The organism is Bradyrhizobium sp. AZCC 1577 (assembly GCF_036924575.1).
GTDB lineage: Bacteria > Pseudomonadota > Alphaproteobacteria > Rhizobiales > Xanthobacteraceae > Bradyrhizobium.
Map to the genome: position 1 here is coordinate 5,757,342 of NZ_JAZHRQ010000001.1, position 24,502 is coordinate 5,781,843.

Sequence of the window (24,502 nt, forward strand, 5' to 3'; positions counted from 1 at the left end):
CCGGTGTCCACTTCGCTGGAAAACGCTCTAACGCCCACACCGCTCATTCCGCCAGCGCCTCTTTCTGCGTTCTCAGAATTGCCGGCGAAAGCATTGCCAGCAACAAGGCGGCGACGACTGCGAGGATGACCGCGCTGATCGGCCGCGACAGAAAGACGGTGAAATCGCCATCAGCGATCAACATCGCGCGCCGGAAGTTTTCTTCCAATTGCGGACCGAGCACGAGGCCAAGCAGGAGCGGCGCCGGCTCGACGCCGATCTTGATGAAGAAATAGCCGATCAAGGCGCAGCCCATCATCAGCCAGACATTGAACAGGCTGTTGGCGATCCCGTAAGTGCCGATGCAGCAGAACAGCACGATGGCGGGAAACAGCAGGCGATAGGGTATCTTCAGCATCGAGACCCACAGGCCGATCAGCGGCAGGTTGATGATCAGCAGCATCAGGTTGCCGACCCACATGCTGGCGATGACGCCCCAGACGAGCTTCGGCTGCTCGGTCATGATCTGCGGGCCGGGCTGGATGCCCTGCATCATCAGCGCGCCGATCATCAGCGCCATCAGAGCGTTGGCGGGAATGCCGAGCGTCAAGAGCGGAATGAAGCTGGTCTGGGCGCCGGCATTGTTGGCGGCCTCCGGACCGGCAACGCCCTCGATGGCGCCCTTGCCGAAGCGTGAGGGATCGCGGGCGAGCTTCTTCTCCAGCGCGTAGGAGGAGAACGGCGGAAGCGCAGCACCGCCGCCGGGCAATACCCCGAGCACAGAGCCCAGCGCCGTGCCGCGCACCACGGCCGGAAAGGCCGCCCGCAAGTCCACCCAGCTCGGGATCAGGCTGCGGATCGACTGGCTGACGACGCGGCGCTCGGCGGGTCTCTCCAGATTGGCGATGATTTCACCCAGCCCGAACAGGCCCATCGCGATCGGCACGAAATCAAGACCATCCGATAGAGCGGCGATGCCGAAGGTCATGCGTGCGACGCCCGAGGAGACATCGATCCCGACGAGGCCGAGCAACAGCCCCAGCAGCACCATTGCCAGCGATTTGGCAACCGAACCATGCGCGAGCACGACCGCGGCAATCAGGCCGAGCACGAGGAGACTGAAATATTCGACCGCTGTGAATTTGAGTGCCAGCACCGACAACGGCACGCTGAGTACCGCGATCACGATCGTCGCCATCGTGCCGGCAAAGAACGAGGCGATCGCGGCAATGGCCAGCGCGGTTCCGGCCCTGCCCTGCTTGGCCATCTCGTGACCGTCGATACAGGTGACGACCGACGACGTCTCGCCCGGCACATTGACCAGGATGGCGGTGGTCGAACCGCCATACTGCGCGCCGTAGAAGATGCCGGCCAGCATGATCATGGCGCTCGCAGGCGACAGGCCGAAGGTGAAGGGCAACAGCAACGCCACCGTTGGAATCGGACCGATGCCGGGCAGCACGCCGATTGCGGTCCCGATGACCACGCCGATCAGGCAGAAAATCAAATTGTTGAGTTGAAGGGCCGTCGAAAGACCCATCAGCAAATTGTCAAACAGTTCCATATGCGTCTGCCTGCGAAGCGTGCCGCCCTAGCGGGGCCAGATCGGGATCGGCAAGCCCAGCAACTTGACGAACAGAAGAACGGCGGCGCCCGAAAGCACGATGGCAAATGCCACGGTCTCGACAAGCCGGCCTTCTCGGGTGGCGAAGCTGGCGAGAATTACGGCGGCGACGGAGGCGATCGCGAGGCCCAACCGCTCCGCCGTCAGCGCGAAAACGCCGACAGAAGCCAGGATCGCCAGCAGCGGGCGCAACTGAATGGGCGCGATGCCGCGACCCGCGCGCCAGAGCCCACGTCCGCTGAAGAAAAGACCGAACGCCATCAGCGCGAGTGCGACGACGCGGGGCATATAGCCCGGACCCATATCGGCGGCGTGACCGACCGTCAGATTACGCGTGGCGACGAGCGTACCCGTCGCCACCGCCACGAGGAACAGGCCAAACAGCAGGTCCTGCACGTCGATCCGGGAACGCGTCATCGGCCCGCCCTTAGCTGCCCTTGATGCCGGCCTCGCGAATGATCGTGCCCCAGCGCGTCGTCGCGTCCTTGAGCCAGTTGCGGAATTCCTCCGGCGATTGGGCGCGCACCACGCCACCCTGCTCGGCGATCTTCTGCTGAATCTCGGGCAGCTCCAGGATCTTGCGGATTTCGGCGTTCAATCGCGCGACCATGGCGGGCGGCGTGCCACCGGTGGTCAGGATGCCCTGCCAGGTCCCGGCATCGCCGCCGGGCAGGCCCGCCTCCTTGAAAGTCGGCAGATCGGGAGCCGAGGCAATCCGCTGCTCGCCGGTGACGGCAAGTCCGACAAGCTGCTTGTTTACCACAAAGGGCATCGTCGCCGCAGCGCCGTTGATGATCACGCCGCTCTCCCCGGACACGACGGCGCGCGAGGCGGCCGCCCCGCCCTTGTAGGGAACGTTCTTCCACTGAATTCCCAGTTCCTTCGCCATCACCACGGCGGTGATATGATTGGCGCCGCCGACGCCGGAATTGGCCACGGTGAGTTTGTTCGGATTGGCCTTGGCGTATTCGATCAGCTCCTTGGACGTCTTCGCCGGGACCGATTCATGGACGGCCAGAACATAGGGGCCGAACATCACCATGGAAATCGGCGCGAGGTCCTTCTGAACGTCGAAAGTGAGATCGGAGAACAGGCTGGGCGCCGTCGCCAGCGATCCGACATCCATCAGCAACAGGGTGTGGCCGTCGGGCTGCGCCTTGGCGACGGCGTCGGCCCCGAGATTGCCCGCTGCGCCCGGCTTGTTCTCGACCACGACCGACTGACCGATGGCGGAGGATAGTTTTGGGCTGATCAGGCGCGCCAAAATGTCCGAGGTGCCGCCGGGAGCGAACGGCACGATCAGCCGCACGGGCCGCTCAAAATTCTGAGCGCCGGCTCCGCTTGGCGCCAAGGCACACACCGTAAGGACAGCGGCGGCAATCGCCCGGGCGAGAGATGGCATAGACATCGGTCGTTCCTCCGTTTCAAAGCGCAATTCCGCGCGATCCCGCCGTTTTCACCGGCAGGCTGCAGACCTTCGAGGCAGCGTTGGGGAGGAATGATAGGTCATGGGCAGGGTGGCCTATGAATTAGTCTGCGGATAGGTCGATACCTTTTTTGGATGGATCGGCCGCGCATCAGCCGGTAGAAGTCGGACATCCGGCCGGTCACCGGCCCTTCGTCTCAGGTTGAAGATACAGATTTCATGTTTGAGCTGAGCCAGTTGCGCTGCTTTGTTGCAGTTGCGGAAGAACTGCATTTCGGGCGCGCGGCGCAGCGGCTGAACATGACGCAGCCGCCGCTCAGCCGACAGATCCAGATTCTCGAACGCGTCCTCGATGTGACGCTACTAGAGCGCAGCAACCGCGCCGTCCGGCTGACGCCGGCGGGCCAGCGTTTTCTGATCGATGCGCGGCATCTCCTCAAGCTGGCGGAAAGCGCGGCCGTGCTGGCCCGGCGGATGGCAAGCGGCAAGGCCGGATCGATCAATATCGGCTTCACGGCCACATCCGCCTACAGCTACGTGCCGGCGCTGGTCGCGGCCTGCCGGCGTGAACTTCCCGATATCGAGATATCGCTGAAGGAAATGGTCTCCAGCGACCAACTCAAGCGGCTCGATTCCGGCGAGATCGATATCGGCCTGCTCCGCCCGCCGATACCGCGCGGTGGTCTTGACGCCTTCCGCGTGACAGCGGAACCGCTGGTCGCGGCACTGCCGAGCGACCATCCGCTGGCTCAGGCGGACGAGCCACGTCTGGAGGATCTCGCAAGCGAGCCCTTCATCATGTACGAGCCCTATGAAGCCCGCTATTTCCACGATCTCCTGGTCGAGCTGTTCTCACGCGCAAATCTAGTGCCGAATTACGCGCAGCATCTTGCGCAGATCCATTCGATCCTTGCCATGGTGCATTCGGGTGTCGGCGTGGCGTTGGTCCCCGAGACCGCGGCTAACCTGCGCTTCAGCGGCGTAGTGCTGCGGCCCGTCCTGATGCAGTGGCAGCGCCCGGCCGAATTGTTCTTGGTCCGGCGCGGCGACAATGACAACCCGCTTCTCCCCGTCATTGCCGGCATTGCCCGAGACCTTGCCGGCCAACCCGGCTCGATCCAATCAATGGATCGATCGATACAGTGATTGGGTCTGCGTCCGTGGGCATCTTGCATTAATCCTTTGGCGTAAGCCGCTGAAGGACCAGAGCATGAGCAAGATGCCCCCCAAGGAGATGGCCAGCCGGATCGGCGATGGCCTGCTGTCGTTCCCCGTCACACCATTTCGGCCCGACAACACGTTCAACGAGACCCGCTACCGCTCCAATCTCGACTGGCTGTGCGGGTATGAGGTAGCGGGCCTGTTTGCCGCCGGCGGCACCGGCGAATTCTTCTCGCTGAGCCCGGCCGAGGTCGCGAAGGTCGTGGCCACGGCTGTGGACGAGACCAAGGGACGCGTGCCGGTGCTCGCCGGGATCGGCCATGGCACCGCGGTGGCGACGCAACTTGCCATTGGGGTCGAGGCGGCCGGCGCCGACGGCTTGCTGCTGCTGCCGCCCTATCTGGTCTTTTCGGAACAGGAAGGACTGGCCGCCCATGTCGAAGCGGTGTGCAACGCGACCAAGCTCGGTGTCATCGTCTACAACCGCGATAATGCGATCCTGAACGAGGATACGCTCGAGAGACTGTGCCAGCGCTGCCCCAACCTGGTCGGCTATAAAGATGGTATCGGCGACATCGAGCTGATGACCCGCATCCACCTGCGCATGGGCGACCGGCTGACCTATATCGGCGGATTGCCGACGGCCGAGACTTTTGCACTGCCCTATCTGGAAATGGGCGTAACCACTTATTCCTCCGCGGTATTCAACTTCGTCCCGGAGTTCTCGACCAAGTTCTACGCGGCCGTGCGCCGCCGCGACCGCGAGACGGTGCAGGCAGGGCTGCGCGATTTCATCCTCCCCTTGATCGCGATCCGCAATCGCAAACGCGGCTACGCTGTCTCGATCATCAAGGCGGGGATGAAGGTGATCGACCGTGACAGCGGCCATGTCCGTTCGCCACTGACGGACCTGACGCCGACGGAGATCGAGGAACTGGCGGCACTCGTCGCGCGTCTCAAAACCAGCGAGTTCGCGAAGCGGGAGCTCGCGGCCGCGTAGCCGCTGCTGCCCTATCGTCGCTGGTTGTAGACGTCCAGGCAGACCGCGCCGAGCAGCACCAGGCCCTTGATCACCTGCTGGTAGTCGATGCCGATGCCGAGGATCGACATACCGTTGTTCATGACGCCCATGATCATGGCGCCGATCACGGCGCCACCGACCTTGCCCACGCCGCCGTAGGCGGACGCGCCGCCGATGAAACAGGCCGCGATGACATCGAGTTCGAAGCCGGCGCCGGCCTTCGGCGTCGCCGTATTGAGCCGCGCGGCGAACACGAGACCGGCGAGAGCCGCCAGCACGCCCATATTGACGAAGGTCAGGAACGTCAGCCGTTCGGTCTTGATGCCGGACAGGCTGGCGGCCCTGGCGTTGCCGCCGATGGCATAGATGTGGCGGCCGATCACGGTGCGCGTGGTGACGAAGCCATAGAGCGCGATCAGCGCCGTCATGATCACCAGTACATTGGGAAGGCCGCGATGCGAGGCGATCAGGCCCGCGAAGAACACGATCACGGCGAACAGCACTGCGCTCTTGGCGACGAAGAAACCAAACGGCTCGACCTCGATGCCATGCGAGGCCTGCCGCGCCCGGCTCTTGGCACTGGTATAGACCAGCGCCACCGCCAATACCGCACCGATCAAGAGTGACGTCGGATAAAGCGTGCCGGCGCCGGGAAACAGTTCCGGGATGAAGCCCGAGGACAGCTTCTGGAAAGTCGGCGGAAATGGCCCGACCGACTGACCCGCCAGGATGGCAAGCGCAAGCCCCTTGAACACCAGCATGCCGGCCAGCGTCACGATAAAGGACGGGATCTTGAAATAGGCAACCCAATAGCCTTGCGCAGCGCCGATCAGGGCGCCCACCAGCAGGCAGGCGATGAAGGCCAGCGGATAGGCAATGTGATAGCGCACCATCAGCACGGCTGCGACGGCGCCGACAAAGCCCGCCACCGAGCCGACCGACAGGTCGATGTGGCCGGTGACGATGATCAGCAGCATGCCGAGCGCCATGATCACGATGTAGCTGTTCTGCAGCACCAGATTGGTCAGGTTCAGCGGCTGCAGCAGCGTGCCGTCGGTCATGACCTGGAAAAACAACATGATCGCAAACAGCGACAGCAGCATGCCGTAGTTGCGCAAATTGTTCTTGATGAAGCCGGCGTGCCCGGGCAGCGCAACCGTCTTGTCGGTCATGGCCGCAAATCTCCCTGAAGTACCTTCTTGTGCATTTCCTTGTTGCGCATGATGGCGCGCATGATCCTTTCCTGGGTGGCCTCGGCGGCGGCGAATTCTCCGACCAAAGCGCCGTCATTCATCACGCAGATGCGGTCGCAAACCCCGAGCAGTTCCGGCATTTCCGACGAGATCATCACCACGCCCTTGCCTGCCTCGGCAAGCTCGTTGATGATACAATAGATTTCGTATTTTGCCCCGACGTCGATGCCGCGCGTAGGTTCGTCGAGGATTAATACTTTCGGATCGGTCATCAGCCATTTCGACAACACCACCTTCTGCTGATTGCCGCCGGAGAGCTGGCCGGTCTCCTGATAGACGTCGGAACAGCGAATCCGCATCCGGTTGCGGTACTCGCTCGCGACACGCAGCTCGGACATGTCATCGATCCTGCCCTGCCGCGCCACGCGGCCAAGGCTCGCCAGCGTGATGTTCTTGCGGACGTCGGCATCCAGGATCAGGCCGAGCTCCTTGCGATCCTCGGTGACGTAAGCAAGGCCAGCGTCGATCGCCGCCGCCACGCTCGTCAGGTTGACCTCCCTTCCGTCGAGCCAGATACGTCCGCTGATCCGCTCCCCCCAGGCGCGACCGAACAGGCTCATGGCGAATTCGGTACGGCCGGCGCCCATCAGCCCGGCGATTCCAACCACCTCGCCGCGCCGGACTTCGAAATCGACGCCCTTGATAACCCGGCGATCTCTGTGCAACGGGTGATGCACCGTCCAGTCCTGCACGGCGAAGACCGGTGCGCCGATGGTTGCGCTGCGTTGCGGAAAGCGATGCGCAAGGTCGCGATTGACCATGCTTCTGATGATCCGGTCCTCTTCCACCGGCTCGGCCCGGCAATCGATGCTGTCGACGGTGCGGCCGTCGCGCAGCACCGTGATCCGGTCAGCGACGCGGGCGACCTCCGATAATTTGTGCGAGATCAGGATCGAGGCGATGCCCTGGGCGCGGAAGGCAAGCAGCCGGTCCAGCAATGCAGCGCTATCGTTCTCGTTCAGGCTGGCGGTCGGCTCGTCGAGGATCAGCAATCGTACCCTCTTGGACAAAGCCTTGGCGATCTCCACCAGTTGCTGCTTGCCGACACCGAGGTCCGTCACCAGCGTATCGGGCAAGTCTGTGAGGCCGACCTGGGCCAGCAGTTCCTGAGTGCGGCGGTAAACCGTGTCGCGGTCGATCACGCCGAGACGCGAGGGCGGATGCGACAGGAAGATGTTCTCCGCGATCGACATCAGCGGAATCAGCGCCAGCTCCTGATGGATGATGATGATGCCGAGAGCCTCGGAATCATTGACGTCGCGAAAGCGCCGCTCCTCGCCGTCGAATATGATGCTGCCTTCGTAATCGCCGTGGGGATAGACGCCGCTGAGGACCTTCATCAGGGTCGACTTGCCGGCGCCGTTCTCGCCGACCAGCGCATGGATCTGCCCCGCCTCCACCGTGAAATTGACGTCGCGCAGTGCCTGCACGCCGGCAAAGCTCTTGCTCACACCGCGCATTTCCAGAATTGCGGTCATCGCGCCATCATATCCTTTATCTCTCTGCCCGCCGCACAGACAGGCAAGTGGCGACGCCGGTTATCGCCGGCGCCGCCGTCCTGCTCAGTCGATCTGTGACTTCTTGTAATAGCCACTGTCGATCAGCACCTTCTCCCAGTTGCTCTTGTCGACGACGACGGGCTTCAGGAGATAGGACGGTACCACCTTGACGCCGTTGTTGTAGGTCTTGGTATCGTTGACGGTGACTTCCTTGCCGCTGAGGGCTGCGTCCACCATGTCGGCGGTGACTCGGGCGAGATCGCGGGTGTCCTTGAAGATGGTCGAATACTGCTCGCCGCGCAGCATCGATTTGATCGACGGCACCTCGGCATCCTGGCCACTGACGATCGGCATCGGCATGTTGCCGCTGCCGTAGCCGACGCCCTTCAGCGAAGAGAGAATGCCGATGGAAAGGCCGTCATAGGGCGAGAGCACCGCATCGACCCGTTTGCGGCCGTAGAACGCGCTCAGCAGGTTGTCCATCCGTGCCTGGGCGGTGGCGCCGTCCCAGCGCAAGGTCGAGACCTTGTCCATGCCCTTCTGGCCGCTGCCAATCACCAGCTTGCCGCTGTCGATATAGGGCTGCAGCACCGACATCGAGCCGTTGTAGAAGAAGTAGGCGTTGTTGTCGTCCGGCGAGCCGCCGAACAGCTCGATGTTGAAGGGCCCCTTGCCTTCCTTCAAGCCCAGCCTCTGCTCGATCGACTGGGCCTGCAGCACGCCGACCTGAAAATTGTCGAAGGTGGCATAGTAGTCGACATTGGGCGTGTCGCGGATCAACCGGTCATAGGCGATCACGATGATCCCCTTGGCCTTGGCCTGCTTCAACACGTCAGACAGTGTGGTGCCATCGATCGCCGCGATCACCAGCACCTTGGCGCCTTTGGTCACCATGTTCTCGACCTGCGAGAGCTGGTTCGGGATGTCATCCTCGGCATATTGCAGGTCGGTGCCGTAGCCACGCTCCTTCAGGATCTTGACGATGTTGTTGCCGTCGTCGATCCAGCGCGCCGACGATTTGGTCGGCATCGCGATGCCGACAGTCCCCTTGCTTTGGGCGAACGTGCCGGTCACCGCCGTCGTCGCCATGGTCGCTGCCAGCGCCAAGGCCGACAATGTGGTTTTCAGACTAATCATGCTTCTCTCCCTTGATCATCGAGGATCTGTGATTCCTGGATTTTCAGACCGCTGGCTGCGGTTCTCGAAACTCTGTCGCTCTGCGCGTTTGTGCCGCGCCTCGTATTCCTCCATCAATCCGTTGCAAGTTTGACGTCTGGTTCGGGGCGGCCACGCGCTGCAACGTCGAGCAGGAAGGTGCGGCCATGATCGGGGTCGGCGCGCTTCGCGTCTTCTCCCATCCCCTGCCAGGCCGAGGTAACGAGCAGGCGCGAAAAATCCTGGCCGACAAAAGCGGGGCAACTCGATTGCCGTGCCGGAACGCGGAGACTGCGCAGATGCTCGCCTTGCGGGCTGTAGACGTCAATGCAGCCGCCACCCCAGCGCGCGCTCCAGATCAACCCGTCGGCATCGACCACCGCGCCGTCGACGCCGCCGCCGCCTCGCCAGGTGATCAACGGGGCGGGTGTGCCGCGCGGCAGGCCGGTCGCCGCATCGAGCTCGACGCGGAACAGCACGTTCTCCCCGGTGTCGGCGAAATAGCCGATGGTTCCGTCCGGCGCGAAGCAGATCGCGTTGGGAATCGTGATGTGATCATAAAGGCGCGATAGCTCGCCGCGGTGCAGCGCATAGATGGCGCCCAGTCCGCGCTCGGCCTGGCGGCCCATGGTGCCCATCCAGAAGGTGCCGGACGGGTGCACCCGCGCATCGTTCGAACGCGTCGCGGCATTGTCGGCTTCCAGCGGGCGGTACAGCGTCATCCATCCTTCCGTCGTATCGCGGACATAGAGACCGTCATCAGCGACGAGCAACTGCCGATGCACGTCGATCCGCCCAAGCGCGCTAGCCATCACACCGAGGGAATGGATGGTGGTCCGCCCGGTATCGAGCTGCGCCTCGAACAGCCGGCGCCCGATGATATCGAACCACCAGGCGGTATCGGTGACGACGTCGTAGGTCGGCCCCTCGCCAAGATGGCACCGCTCGCTGCAGAGAACGGTCGTCGGCACCTCTTCCTTCTTGCAACCGCCAATCATCGCCCGCTCTCCCCGGGCAACTCTACCACGGATTGTGTCCCGATTGCGCCTCCGATCGCATGCATGAAGCGATACAGCGTGGAGTGGCGATAGACCTCGCCCGGCGAAAGCCGTGCCGTCGGGAAGTCCGGCCGATTGGGCGTATCGGGCCACGCGTGCGGCTCGAGGCAGATGGCATCGGACTGCCGATACAGGCGGCCGCCTTTTCCAGCGGTTGAGCCGTCGAGAAAGTTTCCGGAATAGACTTGTAGCCCGGGCTGGTTGGTGAACAGTTCGAGCACGCGGCCGGATGTTGGCGCTGCAAGCCGCGCGGCGAAGCGAGGCTCGCCACTTGGCGGCGCGAGGCAGAAATTATGGTCATAACCGCGGCCAACACGGAGCTGCGGATGGTCGTTGCGGATCCTCGCGCCGATCTCGATACCCGTACGGAAGTCAAACGGCGTACCGTCCACCGCGGAAGGTGGCTCCGGCAGCGGGATCGCGCCGGCATCGATGGCAAGGAAATGGTCCGCCGCCACGGTGAGGCGATGATCGAGAATGTTCTGGCCGGAGCACGCACCCGCCAGATTGAAAAAGCTGTGATTGGTGAGATTGACCACGGTGGGACGATCGGTCCGCGCCGTCATCTCCAGCGAGAGTTCCATCGGCCCGGTGAGACGCCAGGTCACCTCCACATCGAGCGCGCCGGGATATCCCTCCTCGCCATCGGCGCTGGCGTAGGCGAGCGTCACGGCCGGACGGTCTCCGTCCTCGATCCCGGCAATCCGCCAGTTGCGGCGATCGAAGCCCTCCAGCCCGCCATGCAACGCATTGGGGCCGTTGTTGGCCGCGAGCTGCACCTCAGTGCCATCGAGCGCAAAGCGCGCGCCGGCGATACGGTTGGCGTAACGCCCGACGGTGGCGCCGAAGAACTGCCGCCGGGCGAGATATCCCTCGAAGGCGTCGTGACCAAGCACGATGTCGTCGCGACGTCCGGCGACATCCGGCACCAGCAAGGCCTGCAGGCTTGCACCATAGGTGATGATGCGCGCTTCCAGTCCGCCATCACATTGCAACACAATGCGCTCGACTTCGCTGCCGTCAGGCAGGACGCCGAAGCGGGAGCGCGCCACGCGCGAGGCGGACAGCGTGTTCATGTCTCGTCCTCGAATGGCTCAACCGTGCGGCGGCGCCCCAGCAGGAACGCGTCGGCGACGAGTTGCAGCGGCGCAAGATCGACGTCGCTGTCGCCGGTTGCGGCGAGTTCGCGAAAGCGGTGATAGAGCCCGGCATACTCGGCCTCAGCGGCATCGACGAGCTCAACGCCCCCTGCCCTCAACCTCGCCCCGCCCATGGAAAGGGTGACCGGACCGCCGTCGGTATCGAGATCAATGTCCCAGCTTTGCGGACCGGTCTGGCGGAAGTCGAACTCGGCCATGATCTTCAGCCCCTGTGCGTCACTGAGTGCAAGGGTCGCGGCGATCGGCGCGTCGCGATTGGCGGGGAACGCGAGATCGGCCGAGGTCACGAACAATGGTTGCGGCAAAATACGCGTCAGGATCGAAAGCGCGTTGATGCCGGGGTCGAACACGCCGAGCCCGCCCGGCTCAAAGATCCAGGCCTGCCCGGGATGCCAGACCCGCACGTCTTCCTTCCAGGTAATTTTGACAGCCGTGACCTTCCTCCCGGCCAGCAATTGCCGCGCAGGCTCGACGGCCGGAGCGAAGCGCGAGTGCCACGTGGCGAACAGCGTGCGTTGCGCGGTCCTCGCGGCGGTCACGAGCGGATTGATCTCAGCCACCGTGGCGCCGGGCGGCTTTTCCAGCATCACATGCTTGCCGGCGGCAAGCGCCGTCGCCGCTTGTGCGTGGCGAACCTGCGGCGGTGTGCACAGCGCCACTGCGTCGATCGGCGGACCGTCGCGCAGGAGTTCATCGAGCGTCGCCGCATGCGGCACGCCGGGAAGCGAGGCATTGCGGCTCGCGACGGCAACCAGCTCGACGCCGTCGGTTGCAGCAATCGCCGGCACATGCTGGTCGCGTGCGATCTTGCCGAAGCCGACGATGGCGACGCGAAGCGGGCTCATGATTGCTCTCCAGGTTCGACCGCCGCGGAGACCGCAGGCGCGGCGCCGGACGATGGCGAAACGTCCTCATGACGGCGCAATCCGTTGTGGATCACCTCGGTCATGGCTGCGGCGGCTGCCTCGGCATCGCCGCTGGCGATCGCATCGACGATGCGCTGATGCCACAGCAGCACGGTCTCGCGGTCCTGCGTTTCGACCGGGGCGCTGAGCAGGAACGAAGCGCGCAACGCCGCCTCGATGACGTTGCCGATCGAGCGCATGAACAGATTGCCGGACGCGTTGGCGACGGCCAGATGCAGGGCAAGATCGCCGTCGGCAAAACCGACGGAGTCGGAAGCCTCACGCCGCATCCGCTCCATACTCCGATTGAGTTCGGCGATGTCGGCTTCCGAGCGGCGGCTAGCGGCGAGCGCAGCCGCCCGCGGCTCAACCGCAAGCCGGATTTCGGCGAGGTCGTTGAGGAAGCGCCGGTCGATGCCGGCATCGAGATGCCAGGCCAGCACGTCGGCATCGAACATGTTCCAGGCGCCGCGCTCGCGCACCACGGTGCCGACCCGCGCCTTGGTGGTGAGGAGCCCCTTCGCGACCAAAGTTTTGACGCTCTCGCGCAAGACCGGCCGGGACACGCCGAACATCGCCGTGAGTTCGGCGTCGCCCGGAAGGCGGACGCCTTCGGCGTAGCGGCCGGCGATGATGTCGACGCCGATGCTGCGGGCGACCTCGGCGTGGTTGGAATGCGCGCGCCGCGTCGGGATGACGACAAGCCGGGAGGTCATGATTTGAGAACTCCTGCCTTACGGGGGCCGGCGCGGCGGGAGATGCCGAGCATGGCCTGCTGCAGGGCGATGAAAGCGAAAAGCAGCATACCGGTCACGATCTTGGTCCACCAGCTCGACAAGGTTCCATCGAAATTGATGTAGGTCTGGATCAGGCCCTGAATCAGCACGCCGAGCAACGTGCCGACCACCGATCCCTGACCGCCGGTCAGCAAGGTGCCGCCGATCACTACGGCCGCGATCGAATCGAGTTCGACGCCGACGGCGGACAAGGAGTAGCCCGCTGCAGTGTAGAAGGAGAACACAATGCCGGCGAGCCCCGCAAGCACGCTCGACAGCATGTAGATGCGCACCGTCATCGATCCGACCGGTATGCCCATCAGCGCGGTGGTCGCGCGGCTGCCGCCGAGCGCATAGACATTTGCCCCGAAGCGGGTGAAATGCAGCAGCACGGCGCCCGCCGCGATCACCGCGAGCATGATCAAGGCAATGGCGGTGAGCCGGCCTCCCCCGGGCAGCCGCAGCGCGAAATCCGACACCGTCGAATAGAGCGGCGCGCTGATCGGCGTCGATTCCGTCGACATCAGGAAGCTGGCACCGCGGGCGAGGAACATGCCGGCCAGCGTGACGATGAAGGGCGGCATGTCGAAGACGTGGATGATGGCGCCCATGGCCGCACCGAAGGCGGCGCATAGCAAGAGGATCGCCGCGAAGGCTACCAGCGGCGGCACGCCGAGGCGCTCGATCGCCAGCGCGACGAAGACGGTGGTGAAGCCGATCACCGAGCCGACCGACAGGTCGATGCCCCCGGAAATGATCACGAAGGTCATGCCGGTGGCGACGATACCGAGAAAGGCATTGTCGGTCAGCAGATTGGCCGCCACGCGGGTGGAAGCGAAATTGGGGAATTGCGCCGTGCAGAGCGCAAATCCGACGACGAAAACGATGGCCGTTATCGCGACCGGCGGCAGCCGCCTCATTGTCGCGCCCTCCCCAGCACGGCCCCGGCACTGGCGAAGCGCGGCGACTGCAGCAGCAGGATGATCAACACGACGGCCGCTTTCACGAGGAGATTGAACTCCGGCGGATAGCCCGACAGCAAAATGCCGGTGTTCATGGCCTGAATGATTAGTGCGCCGACCATCGCCAGCACGAGGCTAAAGCGTCCGCCGAACAGCGACGTGCCGCCGATCACGACGGCCAGAATGGCGTCGAGCTCGAGCCAGAGCCCGGCATTGTTGGCGTCCGCGCCCATGATGTCGGCGGCGGCGATAACGCCGGCAAGCGCCGCGCACAGGCCGCACCAGACATAGACCGCGAGGATCATGGCGCGGGTGCCGATCCCCGCCAGTTCACTCGCCCTTGCATTGCCGCCGGTCGCCTCGATCAACAGGCCAAGCGCCGAGCCGCGGACCACCGCGCCTGTGACAACCAGCATACCGAGGACGACCACGACCGGCGTCGGCACGCCGAGCACGGCGCCGTTGCCGAGCCAGACCAGGTCCGGCGCGGTGAAAGTGACAATCCGGCCTTCGGTGATGAGTTGCGCGACACCGCGGCCCGCCACCATCAGGATCAGCGTGGCGACGATCGGCTGGATGCCGAGCATCGCAACAAGGAAGCCATTCCACAACCCGCACAGCAACCCGGCGCCGAGCGCGGCGGCAAGCGCCAGCGGCAGGCCGTAGGCATCGGCCAGGCTCGCGGCAATGGCGCCGGCAATCGCCATGACCGCCCCCACCGACAGATCGATACCGCGCGTGGCGATGACCAGCACCATGCCCAGCGCAAGCAGCGCGACCGGCGCGCCGCGGTTCAAGACGTCGATCAGGCTGCCGAACAGCCGTCCGTCCTGCATCCGCAGATCGAAGAATTGCGGCGAGACCGCGCGGTCGATCGCAAGGATCACCAGCAAGGCGACAATCTGAGCGAGGCCACGGCTTTGCAGCAGTCTTTGCATCATGGTTGGCATCATGCTTGCCCGGCTTCCGCGCCAATGGTGCTGCTAGCGGCAATCGCCGCCAGAATATTGGAGATGTCGATGGCTTCCCCTTCCAGCTCGTCGACATGGGCTCGATCGCGCAGCACGATCACCCGGTCGGAATAGGTCACGATCTCGTCGAGCTCGGAAGAAATCACCAGGAGCGCCAGGCCGTCGTCGCACAGTTCGCGGATCAGGCGGATGATCTCGGCATGCGCACCGACATCGATGCCGCGGGTCGGCTCGTCCAGCACCAGAACGCGCGGCGCCGTGGCGAGCCAGCGGGCGAGCAGCACCTTCTGCTGGTTGCCGCCCGACAATAGCCCGATCGGCCGCTCCGGCTCCGGCGGGCGAATGTCGAGCAGGCGGATGAACCGCATCGCGATCTCGTCCTGTTCGGAACGAGACAGCGGTTTTGCGAGGCCGCGCTTGGCCTGCAGCGCCAGCACGATGTTTTCGCGCACGGTCAGGTCAGCAATGATGCCCTCGGTCTTGCGCTCTTCGGGGCAATAGCCGAAGCCATGGGCAACCGCATCGCGCGGCGATTGCAGCCGGACCGGCTTGCCGTCGACTGTGGCGCTGCCGCTATCGGCGCGCTCGGCGCCAAACACCAGCCGCGCGGTTTCGGTGCGCCCCGATCCGAGCAGGCCGGCTAGGCCAACCACCTCGCCGCGGCGAAGCGCGAGATCGAACGGCGCAACATAGCCGGCCTTGCCGTACCCCTCGAAGCGCGCGCAGAGCTCCCCCGCCTGCCGCACCTGCGCTGCCGCGCGCTCACTCGTCGTCTCGGCGAGTTCGCGGCCGAGCATCATGCGGATCAACTCGATCCGCGGCAGTTCGGCAGTCCTCCGCTCGCCGATCAGCCGACCATTGCGCAGGACCGTGATGCGGTCGCAGATCTCATAGACCTGATCGAGAAAATGCGTGACGAAGACGACGCCGATCCCGCGCGTGGCCAGCTTGCGCATCACCGCGAACAGGATCTCGACTTCGTGGCGATCGAGGCTCGCGGTCGGCTCGTCGAGGATCAGCACGCGCGCCGACTGGTCGACGGCGCGGGCGATCGCGGCGATGTGCTGCACCGCGACCGAATAAGTTCCGAGCGGCTCGGCGACGTCGATATGCAGATCGAACTCGGCCAGCAGCGCTGTGGCGTTCCGGCGCATCTCGGCCTCGCGCACCAAACCGAACCGCGTCGGCTGCCTGCCGAGATAGAGGTTTTGCGCCACCGACAGGTTCAGGAGCAGATTGACCTCCTGATAGACGGTCGCAATCCCCGCATCGACCGCTGCCTTGGCCGAGCGCAGCGCAACCTCGGTGCCACTGAGCCTGACAATGCCGGCATCGCGCGGGAAGACACCGGTCACCGCCTTGATCAGCGTCGACTTGCCTGCCCCGTTCTCGCCGAGCAGCGCGTGGATTTCACCGGCCTGCAAGGTGAAATCCACCTCCTGCAGAGCCCGCAGCGTGCCAAAACTCTTGCTCAGGCCCCGCACTTCCAGCAGAGCCGGGCTCGGGTCGGAAACTGCATTCATGCCGGCATTACTCCCACCGACGTTCGCGTCGACCGCGAACGCCTGGCATGTGCGCCTCATGAGGCGGGTTCGTCGAGAAGGCTTTTGCCGCCGGGACCGGGGCTGGCTTGGGACCCGGCGGCATAGCGTCGGCCGATCAGTAGCCGAGGCCTTTCTTGCTGTCGTAAATCTTCTGTGGATCGTCGGCCGCCGTGTAGAGCTTCGATTCCGTCTGGATCCACTGCGGCGGCACCGTTCCCTTCCCCTTGTAGGCCATGATGGCGTCCAGTGCCGGCCCCGCCATGTTTGGCGTCAGCTCCACGGTGGCGTTGGCCTCGCCGGCCGCGATGGCCTTGAAGATATCAGGCACCGCATCGATCGACACCGTCAGGATGTCCTTACCCGGCTTGAGGCCGGCTTCCTTCATCGCCTGGATCGCGCCGACCATCATGTCGTCGTTATGGGCATAGACCGCGCAGATATTCTTGCCGCCGCCCTCGGCCTTGATGAAGCTTTCCATCACCTCCTTGCCCTTGGCGCGGGTGAAGTCGCCGGTCTGGCTGCGCACCACCTTGAGGTTGGCGTTCTTGGCGACGACGCTGTCAAAACCCTTCTTGCGGTTGGTCGCGACGCTCGCGCCGACCGTGCCCTGCAGCTCGACGACGTTGCATGCTTTTCCGGCTACCGTCTTCGCCAGCCATTCGCCGGCGACCGCACCTTCATGCACGCTGTCCGAGGTGACGGCGGTGAGATACAGCTCCTTGCCCGACGGATCGATGTCACGGTCGAGCAGCACGACCGGAATCTTGGCTTCCTTGGCCTCCTTTAACACCGCATCCCATCCACTCGACACGACCGGCGCGAGGAAGATCGCGTCGACGCCCTGGGCGATGAAGGAACGGATCGCCTTGATCTGGTTCTCCTGCTTCTGCTGGGCGTCGGCGATCTTGAGCGTGACCTTGCGCTTGGCGGCCTCGGATTTGGAGACCGAGGTCTCCGCCGCCCGCCAGCCGGATTCGGATCCGATCTGGGAGAAGCCGACGGTCAATTCAGCGGCGGTTGCCGGCAGCGAGAGGGTGATGGCGACCAGGGCGGTGGCCGCAAGGAGGGCTTTGGAGGTCATGAGGCGCATTCTCCCAAAAATGTTGTCAGGGTGCCTCGCATCACCGAAATCGGTATCAAAGCACCTCTAGCGCTGTCCATTGGCGGCAGCGCTGGGGAATATTTCACGGAAGATTAGCCCTGACTAGTCATATTATTTGACTATTTGGTTCCAAACCGAGCCCGCGTCAGCCGAGCATTTGCTCCCACAGAAGGCCAGCGCCCTCATCGCCCGGCGCCTTGCCCGGGGCTGCTTGATCACGCGCGAGGTTTGACCTTGATTGCCTCACTGACACAGCGCAGCTACGCGTTGTTCTGATACCGCCCGCGAACAAGGATTCGATATGCAGCCCGTCACCGCGAAAACGCTCTACATCCGCATGCACGCGGACGATAACGTCGCGATCGTCGCGAACCGCGGAGGTCTGCAGCCGGGCGCTGAGTTCTCGTGCGGTTTGCGGCTGATCGAACAGATCCCGCAAGGCCACAAGGTTGCCCTCGCCGATATCGGAGAAGGCGAAGCCATTCGCCGCTACGGCGAGATCATCGGTCATGCCGCAGCGCCGATCGCTAAGGGGAGCTGGGTCAGGGAATCGCTGGTGCAAATGCCCGACGCGCCCTCGTTCGATAATCTGCCAAGGCCGAACGGCGGCGCGATCCGGCTGCCGCCGCTGGAAGGCTACACGTTCGAAGGCTATCGCAATGCCGACGGTTCGGTCGGCACCCGCAACATCCTCGCGATCTCGACCAGCGTGCAATGCGTCGCCGGCACGGTCGAATTCGCACTAGAGCGGATTCGCAAGGAGCTATTGCCGAAATATCCCAACGTCGACGACGTCGTTACGGTCACGCATGCCTATGGCTGCGGCGTTGCGATCAACGCACCGGGCGCCGCCGTACCGATCCGCACGCTGCAGAACCTGGCGCGCAATCCCAATTTCGGCGGTGAGGTGATGATCGTTGGCCTCGGCTGCGAGAAGCTGCAGCCCGAACTGCTGCTGCCCGAGGGGATGAGCGCCGATGACGAAATCATACGCATGCAGGACGAAGGCCTCACCGGCTTTGGCGAGATTGTCGAGGACATCGTGCAGATGGCCGATGCGCGCCTCAAGATTTTGAACCGGCGCCGCCGTGAAACCTGCCCGGCCTCGGCGCTGGTTGTCGGCATGCAATGCGGCGGCAGCGATGCGTTCTCGGGTGTCACTGCCAATCCTGCGCTGGGTTTTGCTGCGGATCTGCTGGTGCGCGCCGGCGCCACCGTGATGTTCTCCGAAGTGACGGAGGTGCGCGACGCGATCCATCTCTTGACGCCGCGCGCAGCGACCCAGGACGTTGCCGACGCACTGGTGCGCGAGATGGCCTGGTATGACCGCTATCTCGCCGGCGGCGAAGCCGATCGCAGCGCCAACACCACGCCGGGCAACAAGAAGGGAGGCCTCTCCAACATCGTCGAGAAGGCGATGGGCTCGGTGATCAAGTCCGGCACCGGCCCGATCGCGGGCGTGCTGGCGCCGGGCGAGCGTGTTAGCCAAAAGGGGCTGATTTTTGCCGCGACTCCGGCAAGCGATTTTGTCTGCGGTACGTTGCAATTGGCCTCCGGCATGACGCTGCATGTCTTCACCACCGGCCGCGGCACGCCCTATGGACTTGCCGCCGTGCCGGTCATCAAGATCTCGACCCGCAGCGAGTTGAAGCAACGCTGGCACGACTTGATCGACGTCGACGCCGGCAGCATTGCAACCGGCGATGCGACGATCGAGGACGTCGGCTGGGAGATATTCCGCCTGATCCTCGACGTGGCGAGCGGCCGCGAGACCTGGGCCGAGCACTGGAAGCTGACCAACGCGCTCGCTGTTCAATCCCGGTCCGGTGACCTGAGTCAAAACTGAACCGTCGGTGGCCAGCGTTCCCCGGATGCTGCGCAGCGCGCCGCGGTAGCGGCGTGGTGCGCTGCTGATCCGGGGTCCACACGCTGCGGCGGTGGGTCCCGGCTCTGCGGTGCAGCGCTAAGCGCTGCGCCGCGTCCGGGACATGCGAGAGCTAAGCCGCCATCAGCCTTTCGATATCGGGTATCGGGTGGGAAGTTAACTGCTTCGGAATCTCGCCTACGATCCGCTCTGTCACTTCGGCATGAAAGGCCTGTCGAAGGTTGCCCAGAACTTTCGCCGGTGCGACCACAACCAATTTTTCGAAACGATTGCCGTGGGCAAGCCGATAGAGCGCGTCGGCAATGGTGCCAGCGAACCGCTCTTCAGCGATATAATGCCAGTCGGCTTGCTCCATTGCGCTTCGGGCTGCGCCGATGCTCTGGACGGACCGCCCGGGGCGATCGGTTCCCTGTTCGCGCGTCGCCGGATTTTCCTGCTCAAGCACGTGCTCGACCTCCAAATTGAGTTGCTGCGGGGTGCCTTTGTTGCGGAGAAAGAGGGCCTTTTGGCCATCGCCGATGAGAACAAGTGCGTTGTGAGAAATGCGGGGTTTCGCTTCAGAGGTCATATTCGGTGCTCCATGTGGCCCAACGCATGAATTTCTGGCTGGTTGCCTCTACAGGAACTTTCTCCTCCATCGACTTAGTCCCGGAACCAAAGCGGTTACGAGGCTTTGTGCCCGCGGGCAGCATTCGAACGAGAGGAACTTTAATGAGGAAAATCGCAATCGGCCTGCTGGCCGGCACGGGTCTGCTCCTGACAGGCAGCGCAAATGCCTCCGACATCTACACCGACAGCGAATACAAAAACTCCGACCTGATACAGCAGGTCCGCATGGTCTGTGACGAAGACGGGCGCTGTTATCGCACTCGCGGCGGCAGCCGCGTCATCGTCCGCGATTCATACGCCTATGCACCGCGCGAAAGATATATCGAGCGTCGATATTATCGCGATCGCGATTGGGACGACGGGCCGCGAGCCGGCGTTGGTTTCCGGGCACCTGGCGTAAGCGTGGGCGTCGGCGTGGACAGCAACCGCTGGTAGGTAGGACAATCGAGGAGAGACTTCGGGCTTGTCTGAGGTCTCTCCACCAGTGTCGGAATATTGCATTTGCCCTACTGGAACGGCGATCCGACGTGCCTGTTAGCGGGTGAAGAACCGGCAAGCGGAGGGACTCACATGAAAGTTTCCGATGCGATGACACCCGAGGTTCAACTCTGCACTCCCGATGACACGTTAAGAGACGCCTCGCAGGCCATGGCGGCGCTCGGTGTCGGGTTGCTCCCGGTAACGGACAATGAACGCCTGGTCGGCATGATTTCCGACCGCGATATCGCGATCCGCGGGATCGGCATGGGCCGAGGCCCGGAGGCGCGGGTCGGCGACGTGATGACGGCCGACGTCAAGTACTGCTACGAAGACCAGGATCTCGACGAGGTGTGCGCCAACATGGGTGACATCCAGGTCCGCCGCCTGCCCGTGCTCAATCGCGACAAGCGGCTCGTCGGCATCATTGCGCTGGGCGACATCGCGCTGGTGCAAAGCGGCAACGGGACGGGTGCGGCGTTGAGCCGAATTTCACGTCCCGGCGGGCAGCATGCGCAGGTTTGATCTGCGGAAAAGCCGGTAGAGACGTCCCCCGTCGATTTTGCGCGGGTGACAGGAACCCCGGTCAACCCCTCGCCGTTCTAATCGTCGTCCCGCGGACGGGGGGACGCCGACGGAGCGGCGTAGACCGATGACACGAAAGCCAACGTTCCCCCGAAGCCGAAAAATCTCGCCGTCCCGAAATCCCGAGCGCTGTCGGCCTCGTGCGCTCGACGATTCCGGGGATGAACTGCTTGACGATTGGATGGTAGCGTATCCGGCCACCGATCTGGCCCGATCGGACTAGGACTTCTTCTTCGAACGCTTCTTTGGCACCTTGGCGCCCCTTTTTCGGGCTTCGGACAAGCCGATTGCGATCGCCTGTTTCCTGCTCTTTACCTTCTTGCCGGAGCGGCCGCTCTTCAGCGTGCCGGCTTTGCGCTTCTTCATGGCGCGGCCTACCTTCTTTGCCGCGCCCTTTGAATATTTGCGCTTCTTCGCTTTCTTCGCCATCTCTTGCCAGGTCCCGCAACAGCTCCGTATCAATCAGCGATATTCCCTATGGTTCCTTTGCACCTCGCTTCCATCCCGGCGGCGGGTTCGGCCGCGTTTTCGCACCGCAGGAAATTTTCCTGCGTTTTGCTCGGCATGCCGCAAAGGCATATGTCAGGGATCCGACAGACGACAGTTCCTCGGCGGGTTAATCTTGCACCGAGGTTAGCCAGATGTTCGCCGCCCTCTTACCCATCGAATGTCCGCATTGCGTCAGATGCCTGACTCGAATGCAACTGGCCAACGTTGTCATGGGTGCCGACCGTTCCGAAAAGCGAACCTTCGAATGCGCAAAATGTAACGCGACCGAAATCAGGTTCGTTGCAGATCCGCTCGATTCAGAAGAACTGAACCGCCTGACAGACAACATCAGGCCGCCGGCATGAACCTGACGCGAATTGCGATGCGGATCGGAATGTCCGGCGCACTTGTCGCCTTCGGCGGCCCCTTCATCAGACATATGGCTTGGCTTGGATGACGTTGCTGCCCGCGATTTTTACCCTGGACATTGGCGGAAGACCCACCCTCGCTTTCGAAGCCAAGAACTTGCGGGAATCTCAGCAGCTTTGTCACGAGCATTGGCTGCGTCAGGATATCGCCGGCTTGACCTCGAACGGTGCACCTCTCTGGGATGGCAAGGCGCGGCTCCGGGCCCGACGCTCGACCGAGAACGAAATTGCCCTGTACCGGGAAGCCGCACGGGATGCCGCGCAGCCGCAGGAAGACCTGCTGCTGGCCTTTCTCGTGGAACTGGACGACCTCGAAGAGGCTCCGGACCACGCCTGATGCTCACTCAGGTCGCGTTGTCGCATGTCCCATTCCTCACCCTGAGCCGATGCCGGAACAACTCGGCATCGCCGATCATTCTCATCATCAACTGATACGGAGAGCTTTGGAATGAAAGCGCCGGCGTGGCATAGCAATGGCGATGCTTGCTGCGAGCACGAGAAGGACGGCTTCATCAAGGTCGTCGTGAAGCCGTGATGCCATGCCGCGGGTCCTGATCGGCACGTCGGGTTGGCAATACGATTCCTGGCGCGGGCCGTTCTTTCCAAAGGGACTGCCGCTCAAGGAGCAATTGCAGTTTTACGCCGGTCAATTCCCGACCACCGAACTGAACGGCGTGTTTTACCGGACGCCGACGCCGGAAGCGGTAAAGGGCTGGCGGGCGCAGACGGGAAGCAATTTCGTATTCGCCTGGAAGGCATCCAAATTCATCACGCATTGGAAGCGGCTCTCCGAGAATTCGGTCAACAGCCTCGAACTGCTCGAAAGCCGCCTCTCCCTGCTCGGCAGGAAGGCGGGACCGGTGCTGTTTCAGCTACCACCGAATTTCCAGGCCAACGCCGACCGGCTTGCCTCGTTCTTCAAGCTGCTCTCGAAGAAGCGCCGGTACAGCTTCGAATTCAGGCATCCGAGCTGGTACGAGCCCAGGATCCTCCGGCTGCTGCGCGAGCAAAACGTCTCGCTTTGCATTTCCGATCATCATGACGCACCGGCGCCGTGGAAACGCACCGCCGATTTCGTATACGTCCGCGGGCATGGGCCCGGAGGCCGCTATCGAGATCACTATGGCGAGGCCGCCCTTGCCGGTTGGGCCCGTCACATCAGGTCCTGGAAAAGGCAGGGCTGCGACGTGTTCGTCTATTTCGACAATGACCAGAAGAGCGCCGCGCCGGCCGATGCCCGACGCCTGATCGAGCTAATGTGACACGCCTGATCGCGGCGCGGCCGTCCATCGGCTAGTCGGCGTCCCCTTCTCTGCGAGCAACAACACGTGTTGCATTACGGAGCGCGACCGCACTCCCGTGCGCACAGGAACGAAGGCGGCGGTCGGACATTGACCTGGACCAGAACCCCACCACAGCGCAGGTCACGATTATGGGTACCATTAAACGGACGACCCGCCGAGTTGCGGGGAAGACCAAGGAGGTCATCGCCGAAGTCGTCGGCGACGGAAAGTTGCAAGAGGAAGCCAAGGCGGAACAGCGCAAGATCGAGGATGAGGATAAGGATCCCAGCGAGCTCAATCCGTTGGGAAACCTCCACCGCCTCACCTAACCGCACCACCAAGGGGCTGCGGAGCCGCCGCTTTTGGGAGAGAGATACAATGCTGCACTATCCGCGGCCACCTTTCCCAGCCAGCATCAGCCGATGCCGCGCACGGCGATGAATCCGCTGCCAGACCACGGCGAAACTTCCTACAATGAGCGAATGCTCGCACAGCCGGTGCTCGCCGCCGCGGCTTAGCCGCGAGGCGTCGCCTGCATGCGGTTGCTTAAATACTGGATGAGAACGACCGTCTTTGCGTCGACGATTTCGCCGGTCGCGATCATCGCAGCAGCCGCTTCCAACGTGGTCTCGACTACCTCGATATCTTCTCCCTCTTCCTTGAGCCCGCCGCCGTCGGACACTTTGTTCGCCGGCGAATAAATACAGGTGAAGAAAGCGACCTTTTCCATGATCGCGGCTGTGCTCACATAGAGCTCGAACAACCGCTCCAGTTTCGAGATCTTGTAACCGAGCTCTTCCTGCATCTCTTTCACAATGCGCCGTTCGGCCTCCTCGCCATCGAGCTTGCCGGCGCACGCCTCTACGGTTCGCTCCATGCCGTCCTGCAGGAATACTGGCAGCCGCAATTGCCGGGTGAGCAGCACGGTCTTGCGATCCTCATCATAGGGAAGAATGACGGCCGAATTGCCGTTGTCGTAGATCTCGCGCTGGCGCCGTTGGCGTTCGCCGTCGCGCCTGCGCTGTTCGTAGCTCACGCGGATCAGCTTTCCCTTGCCCTGAGCAATGGTCTCGACCTTGCATATGCGCACGGTCTCGCCGTCCATACGGTCTCGCCGTCCATTTTCATGGGCTCTAAACGCCGGTGATCA

At 63.4% G+C, this 24,502-nt stretch carries 24 protein-coding genes and 1 pseudogene; 8 read left to right on the forward strand and 17 right to left on the reverse strand.

Annotated features, from left to right (window positions below; genetic code table 11):
* Positions 1–43: 43 nt before the first annotated feature.
* From V1278_RS27410 to V1278_RS27420, 3 genes are read right to left on the reverse strand one after another with little or no spacing between them, the layout of a single operon-like run.
* On the reverse strand, positions 44–1,543 hold the full coding sequence (locus V1278_RS27410) for a tripartite tricarboxylate transporter permease (protein WP_334382847.1): 1,500 nt from the start codon (positions 1,541–1,543) through the stop codon (positions 44–46).
* 27 nt (positions 1,544–1,570) lie between these two features.
* Positions 1,571–2,020 (reverse strand): tripartite tricarboxylate transporter TctB family protein, encoded by a 450-nt coding sequence (locus V1278_RS27415; RefSeq protein WP_334382848.1) that lies wholly within the window; start codon positions 2,018–2,020, stop codon positions 1,571–1,573.
* A 10-nt stretch (positions 2,021–2,030) separates the two neighbouring features.
* Entirely contained in the window at positions 2,031–3,011 is a 981-nt protein-coding gene (locus V1278_RS27420; protein ID WP_334382849.1) for a Bug family tripartite tricarboxylate transporter substrate binding protein, read from the reverse strand.
* 237 nt (positions 3,012–3,248) lie between these two features.
* Here V1278_RS27420 and V1278_RS27425 point away from each other — a divergent pair, with 237 nt between their 5' ends.
* Positions 3,249–4,175, forward strand: a complete 927-nt coding sequence (locus V1278_RS27425; protein WP_334382851.1) for a LysR family transcriptional regulator — start codon at positions 3,249–3,251, stop codon at positions 4,173–4,175.
* 64 nt (positions 4,176–4,239) lie between these two features.
* On the forward strand, positions 4,240–5,190 hold the full coding sequence (gene kdgD, locus V1278_RS27430; protein WP_334382852.1) for a 5-dehydro-4-deoxyglucarate dehydratase: 951 nt from the start codon (positions 4,240–4,242) through the stop codon (positions 5,188–5,190).
* 11 nt (positions 5,191–5,201) lie between these two features.
* Here the strand turns inward: kdgD and mmsB are convergent, their stop codons facing one another.
* The 11 genes from mmsB to ytfQ form a co-directional block, all read right to left on the reverse strand.
* The gene (gene mmsB / locus V1278_RS27435) at positions 5,202–6,383 is read right to left on the reverse strand and encodes a multiple monosaccharide ABC transporter permease (RefSeq protein ID WP_213252346.1); all 1,182 of its coding nucleotides are present in this window, start codon (positions 6,381–6,383) and stop codon (positions 5,202–5,204) included.
* On the reverse strand, positions 6,380–7,942 hold the full coding sequence (gene mmsA / locus V1278_RS27440) for a multiple monosaccharide ABC transporter ATP-binding protein (protein ID WP_334368032.1): 1,563 nt from the start codon (positions 7,940–7,942) through the stop codon (positions 6,380–6,382). The genes mmsB and mmsA overlap by 4 nt, the downstream gene beginning before the upstream one ends.
* 84 nt (positions 7,943–8,026) lie before the next feature.
* On the reverse strand, positions 8,027–9,100 hold the full coding sequence (gene chvE / locus V1278_RS27445) for a multiple monosaccharide ABC transporter substrate-binding protein (protein WP_334382853.1): 1,074 nt from the start codon (positions 9,098–9,100) through the stop codon (positions 8,027–8,029).
* A gap of 113 nt (positions 9,101–9,213) precedes the next feature.
* Entirely contained in the window at positions 9,214–10,116 is a 903-nt protein-coding gene (locus tag V1278_RS27450) for an SMP-30/gluconolactonase/LRE family protein (protein WP_334382855.1), read from the reverse strand.
* Complete coding sequence (locus V1278_RS27455; protein WP_442893724.1) at positions 10,113–11,252, reverse strand: aldose epimerase family protein; 1,140 nt, start codon at positions 11,250–11,252, stop codon at positions 10,113–10,115. The genes V1278_RS27450 and V1278_RS27455 overlap by 4 nt, the downstream gene beginning before the upstream one ends.
* Complete coding sequence (locus V1278_RS27460; protein WP_334382856.1) at positions 11,249–12,181, reverse strand: Gfo/Idh/MocA family protein; 933 nt, start codon at positions 12,179–12,181, stop codon at positions 11,249–11,251. Before V1278_RS27460 ends, V1278_RS27455 begins: the two co-directional genes overlap by 4 nt.
* The gene (locus tag V1278_RS27465; protein ID WP_334382857.1) at positions 12,178–12,957 is read right to left on the reverse strand and encodes a FadR/GntR family transcriptional regulator; all 780 of its coding nucleotides are present in this window, start codon (positions 12,955–12,957) and stop codon (positions 12,178–12,180) included. The genes V1278_RS27460 and V1278_RS27465 overlap by 4 nt, the downstream gene beginning before the upstream one ends.
* Positions 12,954–13,937 carry a galactofuranose ABC transporter, permease protein YjfF gene (gene yjfF, locus V1278_RS27470; RefSeq protein WP_334382858.1) on the reverse strand — a complete coding sequence of 328 codons (984 nt, stop codon included), beginning with the start codon at positions 13,935–13,937 and terminating at the stop codon, positions 12,954–12,956. Before yjfF ends, V1278_RS27465 begins: the two co-directional genes overlap by 4 nt.
* Positions 13,934–14,917: an ABC transporter permease gene (locus tag V1278_RS27475; protein ID WP_442893820.1), complete on the reverse strand. Its 984-nt coding sequence runs from the start codon at positions 14,915–14,917 to the stop codon at positions 13,934–13,936. The genes yjfF and V1278_RS27475 overlap by 4 nt, the downstream gene beginning before the upstream one ends.
* 11 nt (positions 14,918–14,928) lie before the next feature.
* Complete coding sequence (locus tag V1278_RS27480) at positions 14,929–16,473, reverse strand: sugar ABC transporter ATP-binding protein (protein ID WP_334382860.1); 1,545 nt, start codon at positions 16,471–16,473, stop codon at positions 14,929–14,931.
* 136 nt (positions 16,474–16,609) lie between these two features.
* Entirely contained in the window at positions 16,610–17,575 is a 966-nt protein-coding gene (gene ytfQ / locus V1278_RS27485; protein WP_334382861.1) for a galactofuranose ABC transporter, galactofuranose-binding protein YtfQ, read from the reverse strand.
* A 322-nt stretch (positions 17,576–17,897) separates the two neighbouring features.
* Here ytfQ and garD point away from each other — a divergent pair.
* Positions 17,898–19,431 (forward strand): annotated as a pseudogene (gene garD / locus V1278_RS27490) (galactarate dehydratase).
* A 162-nt stretch (positions 19,432–19,593) separates the two neighbouring features.
* Here garD and V1278_RS27495 read toward each other — a convergent pair.
* The gene (locus V1278_RS27495) at positions 19,594–20,049 is read right to left on the reverse strand and encodes a host attachment family protein (protein WP_334382862.1); all 456 of its coding nucleotides are present in this window, start codon (positions 20,047–20,049) and stop codon (positions 19,594–19,596) included.
* A 143-nt stretch (positions 20,050–20,192) separates the two neighbouring features.
* Between V1278_RS27495 and V1278_RS27500 the strand changes: the two genes are divergently transcribed.
* Both V1278_RS27500 and V1278_RS27505 read left to right on the forward strand, forming a co-directional pair.
* Positions 20,193–20,525 carry a hypothetical protein gene (locus tag V1278_RS27500; RefSeq protein ID WP_334384274.1) on the forward strand — a complete coding sequence of 111 codons (333 nt, stop codon included), beginning with the start codon at positions 20,193–20,195 and terminating at the stop codon, positions 20,523–20,525.
* A 135-nt stretch (positions 20,526–20,660) separates the two neighbouring features.
* Positions 20,661–21,092 (forward strand): CBS domain-containing protein, encoded by a 432-nt coding sequence (locus tag V1278_RS27505; protein WP_334368021.1) that lies wholly within the window; start codon positions 20,661–20,663, stop codon positions 21,090–21,092.
* A gap of 279 nt (positions 21,093–21,371) precedes the next feature.
* Here the strand turns inward: V1278_RS27505 and V1278_RS27510 are convergent, their stop codons facing one another.
* Entirely contained in the window at positions 21,372–21,581 is a 210-nt protein-coding gene (locus tag V1278_RS27510) for a DUF6496 domain-containing protein (RefSeq protein ID WP_057847722.1), read from the reverse strand.
* A gap of 513 nt (positions 21,582–22,094) precedes the next feature.
* Between V1278_RS27510 and V1278_RS27515 the strand changes: the two genes are divergently transcribed.
* The 3 genes from V1278_RS27515 to V1278_RS27525 all read left to right on the forward strand — a co-directional run bounded on the left by V1278_RS27515 (position 22,095) and on the right by V1278_RS27525 (position 23,681).
* On the forward strand, positions 22,095–22,406 hold the full coding sequence (locus V1278_RS27515; protein WP_334368020.1) for a hypothetical protein: 312 nt from the start codon (positions 22,095–22,097) through the stop codon (positions 22,404–22,406).
* Positions 22,407–22,608: 202 nt separating this feature from the next.
* Positions 22,609–23,331 (forward strand): DUF72 domain-containing protein, encoded by a 723-nt coding sequence (locus V1278_RS27520; protein ID WP_334368019.1) that lies wholly within the window; start codon positions 22,609–22,611, stop codon positions 23,329–23,331.
* A 170-nt stretch (positions 23,332–23,501) separates the two neighbouring features.
* Positions 23,502–23,681, forward strand: a complete 180-nt coding sequence (locus tag V1278_RS27525) for a CsbD family protein (protein WP_334368018.1) — start codon at positions 23,502–23,504, stop codon at positions 23,679–23,681.
* 185 nt (positions 23,682–23,866) lie between these two features.
* Here the strand turns inward: V1278_RS27525 and V1278_RS27530 are convergent, their stop codons facing one another.
* A complete protein-coding gene (locus V1278_RS27530; protein ID WP_334382863.1) occupies positions 23,867–24,457 on the reverse strand; it encodes an NUDIX domain-containing protein in 591 nt (196 codons plus the stop codon).
* Positions 24,458–24,502: the final 45 nt, after the last annotated feature.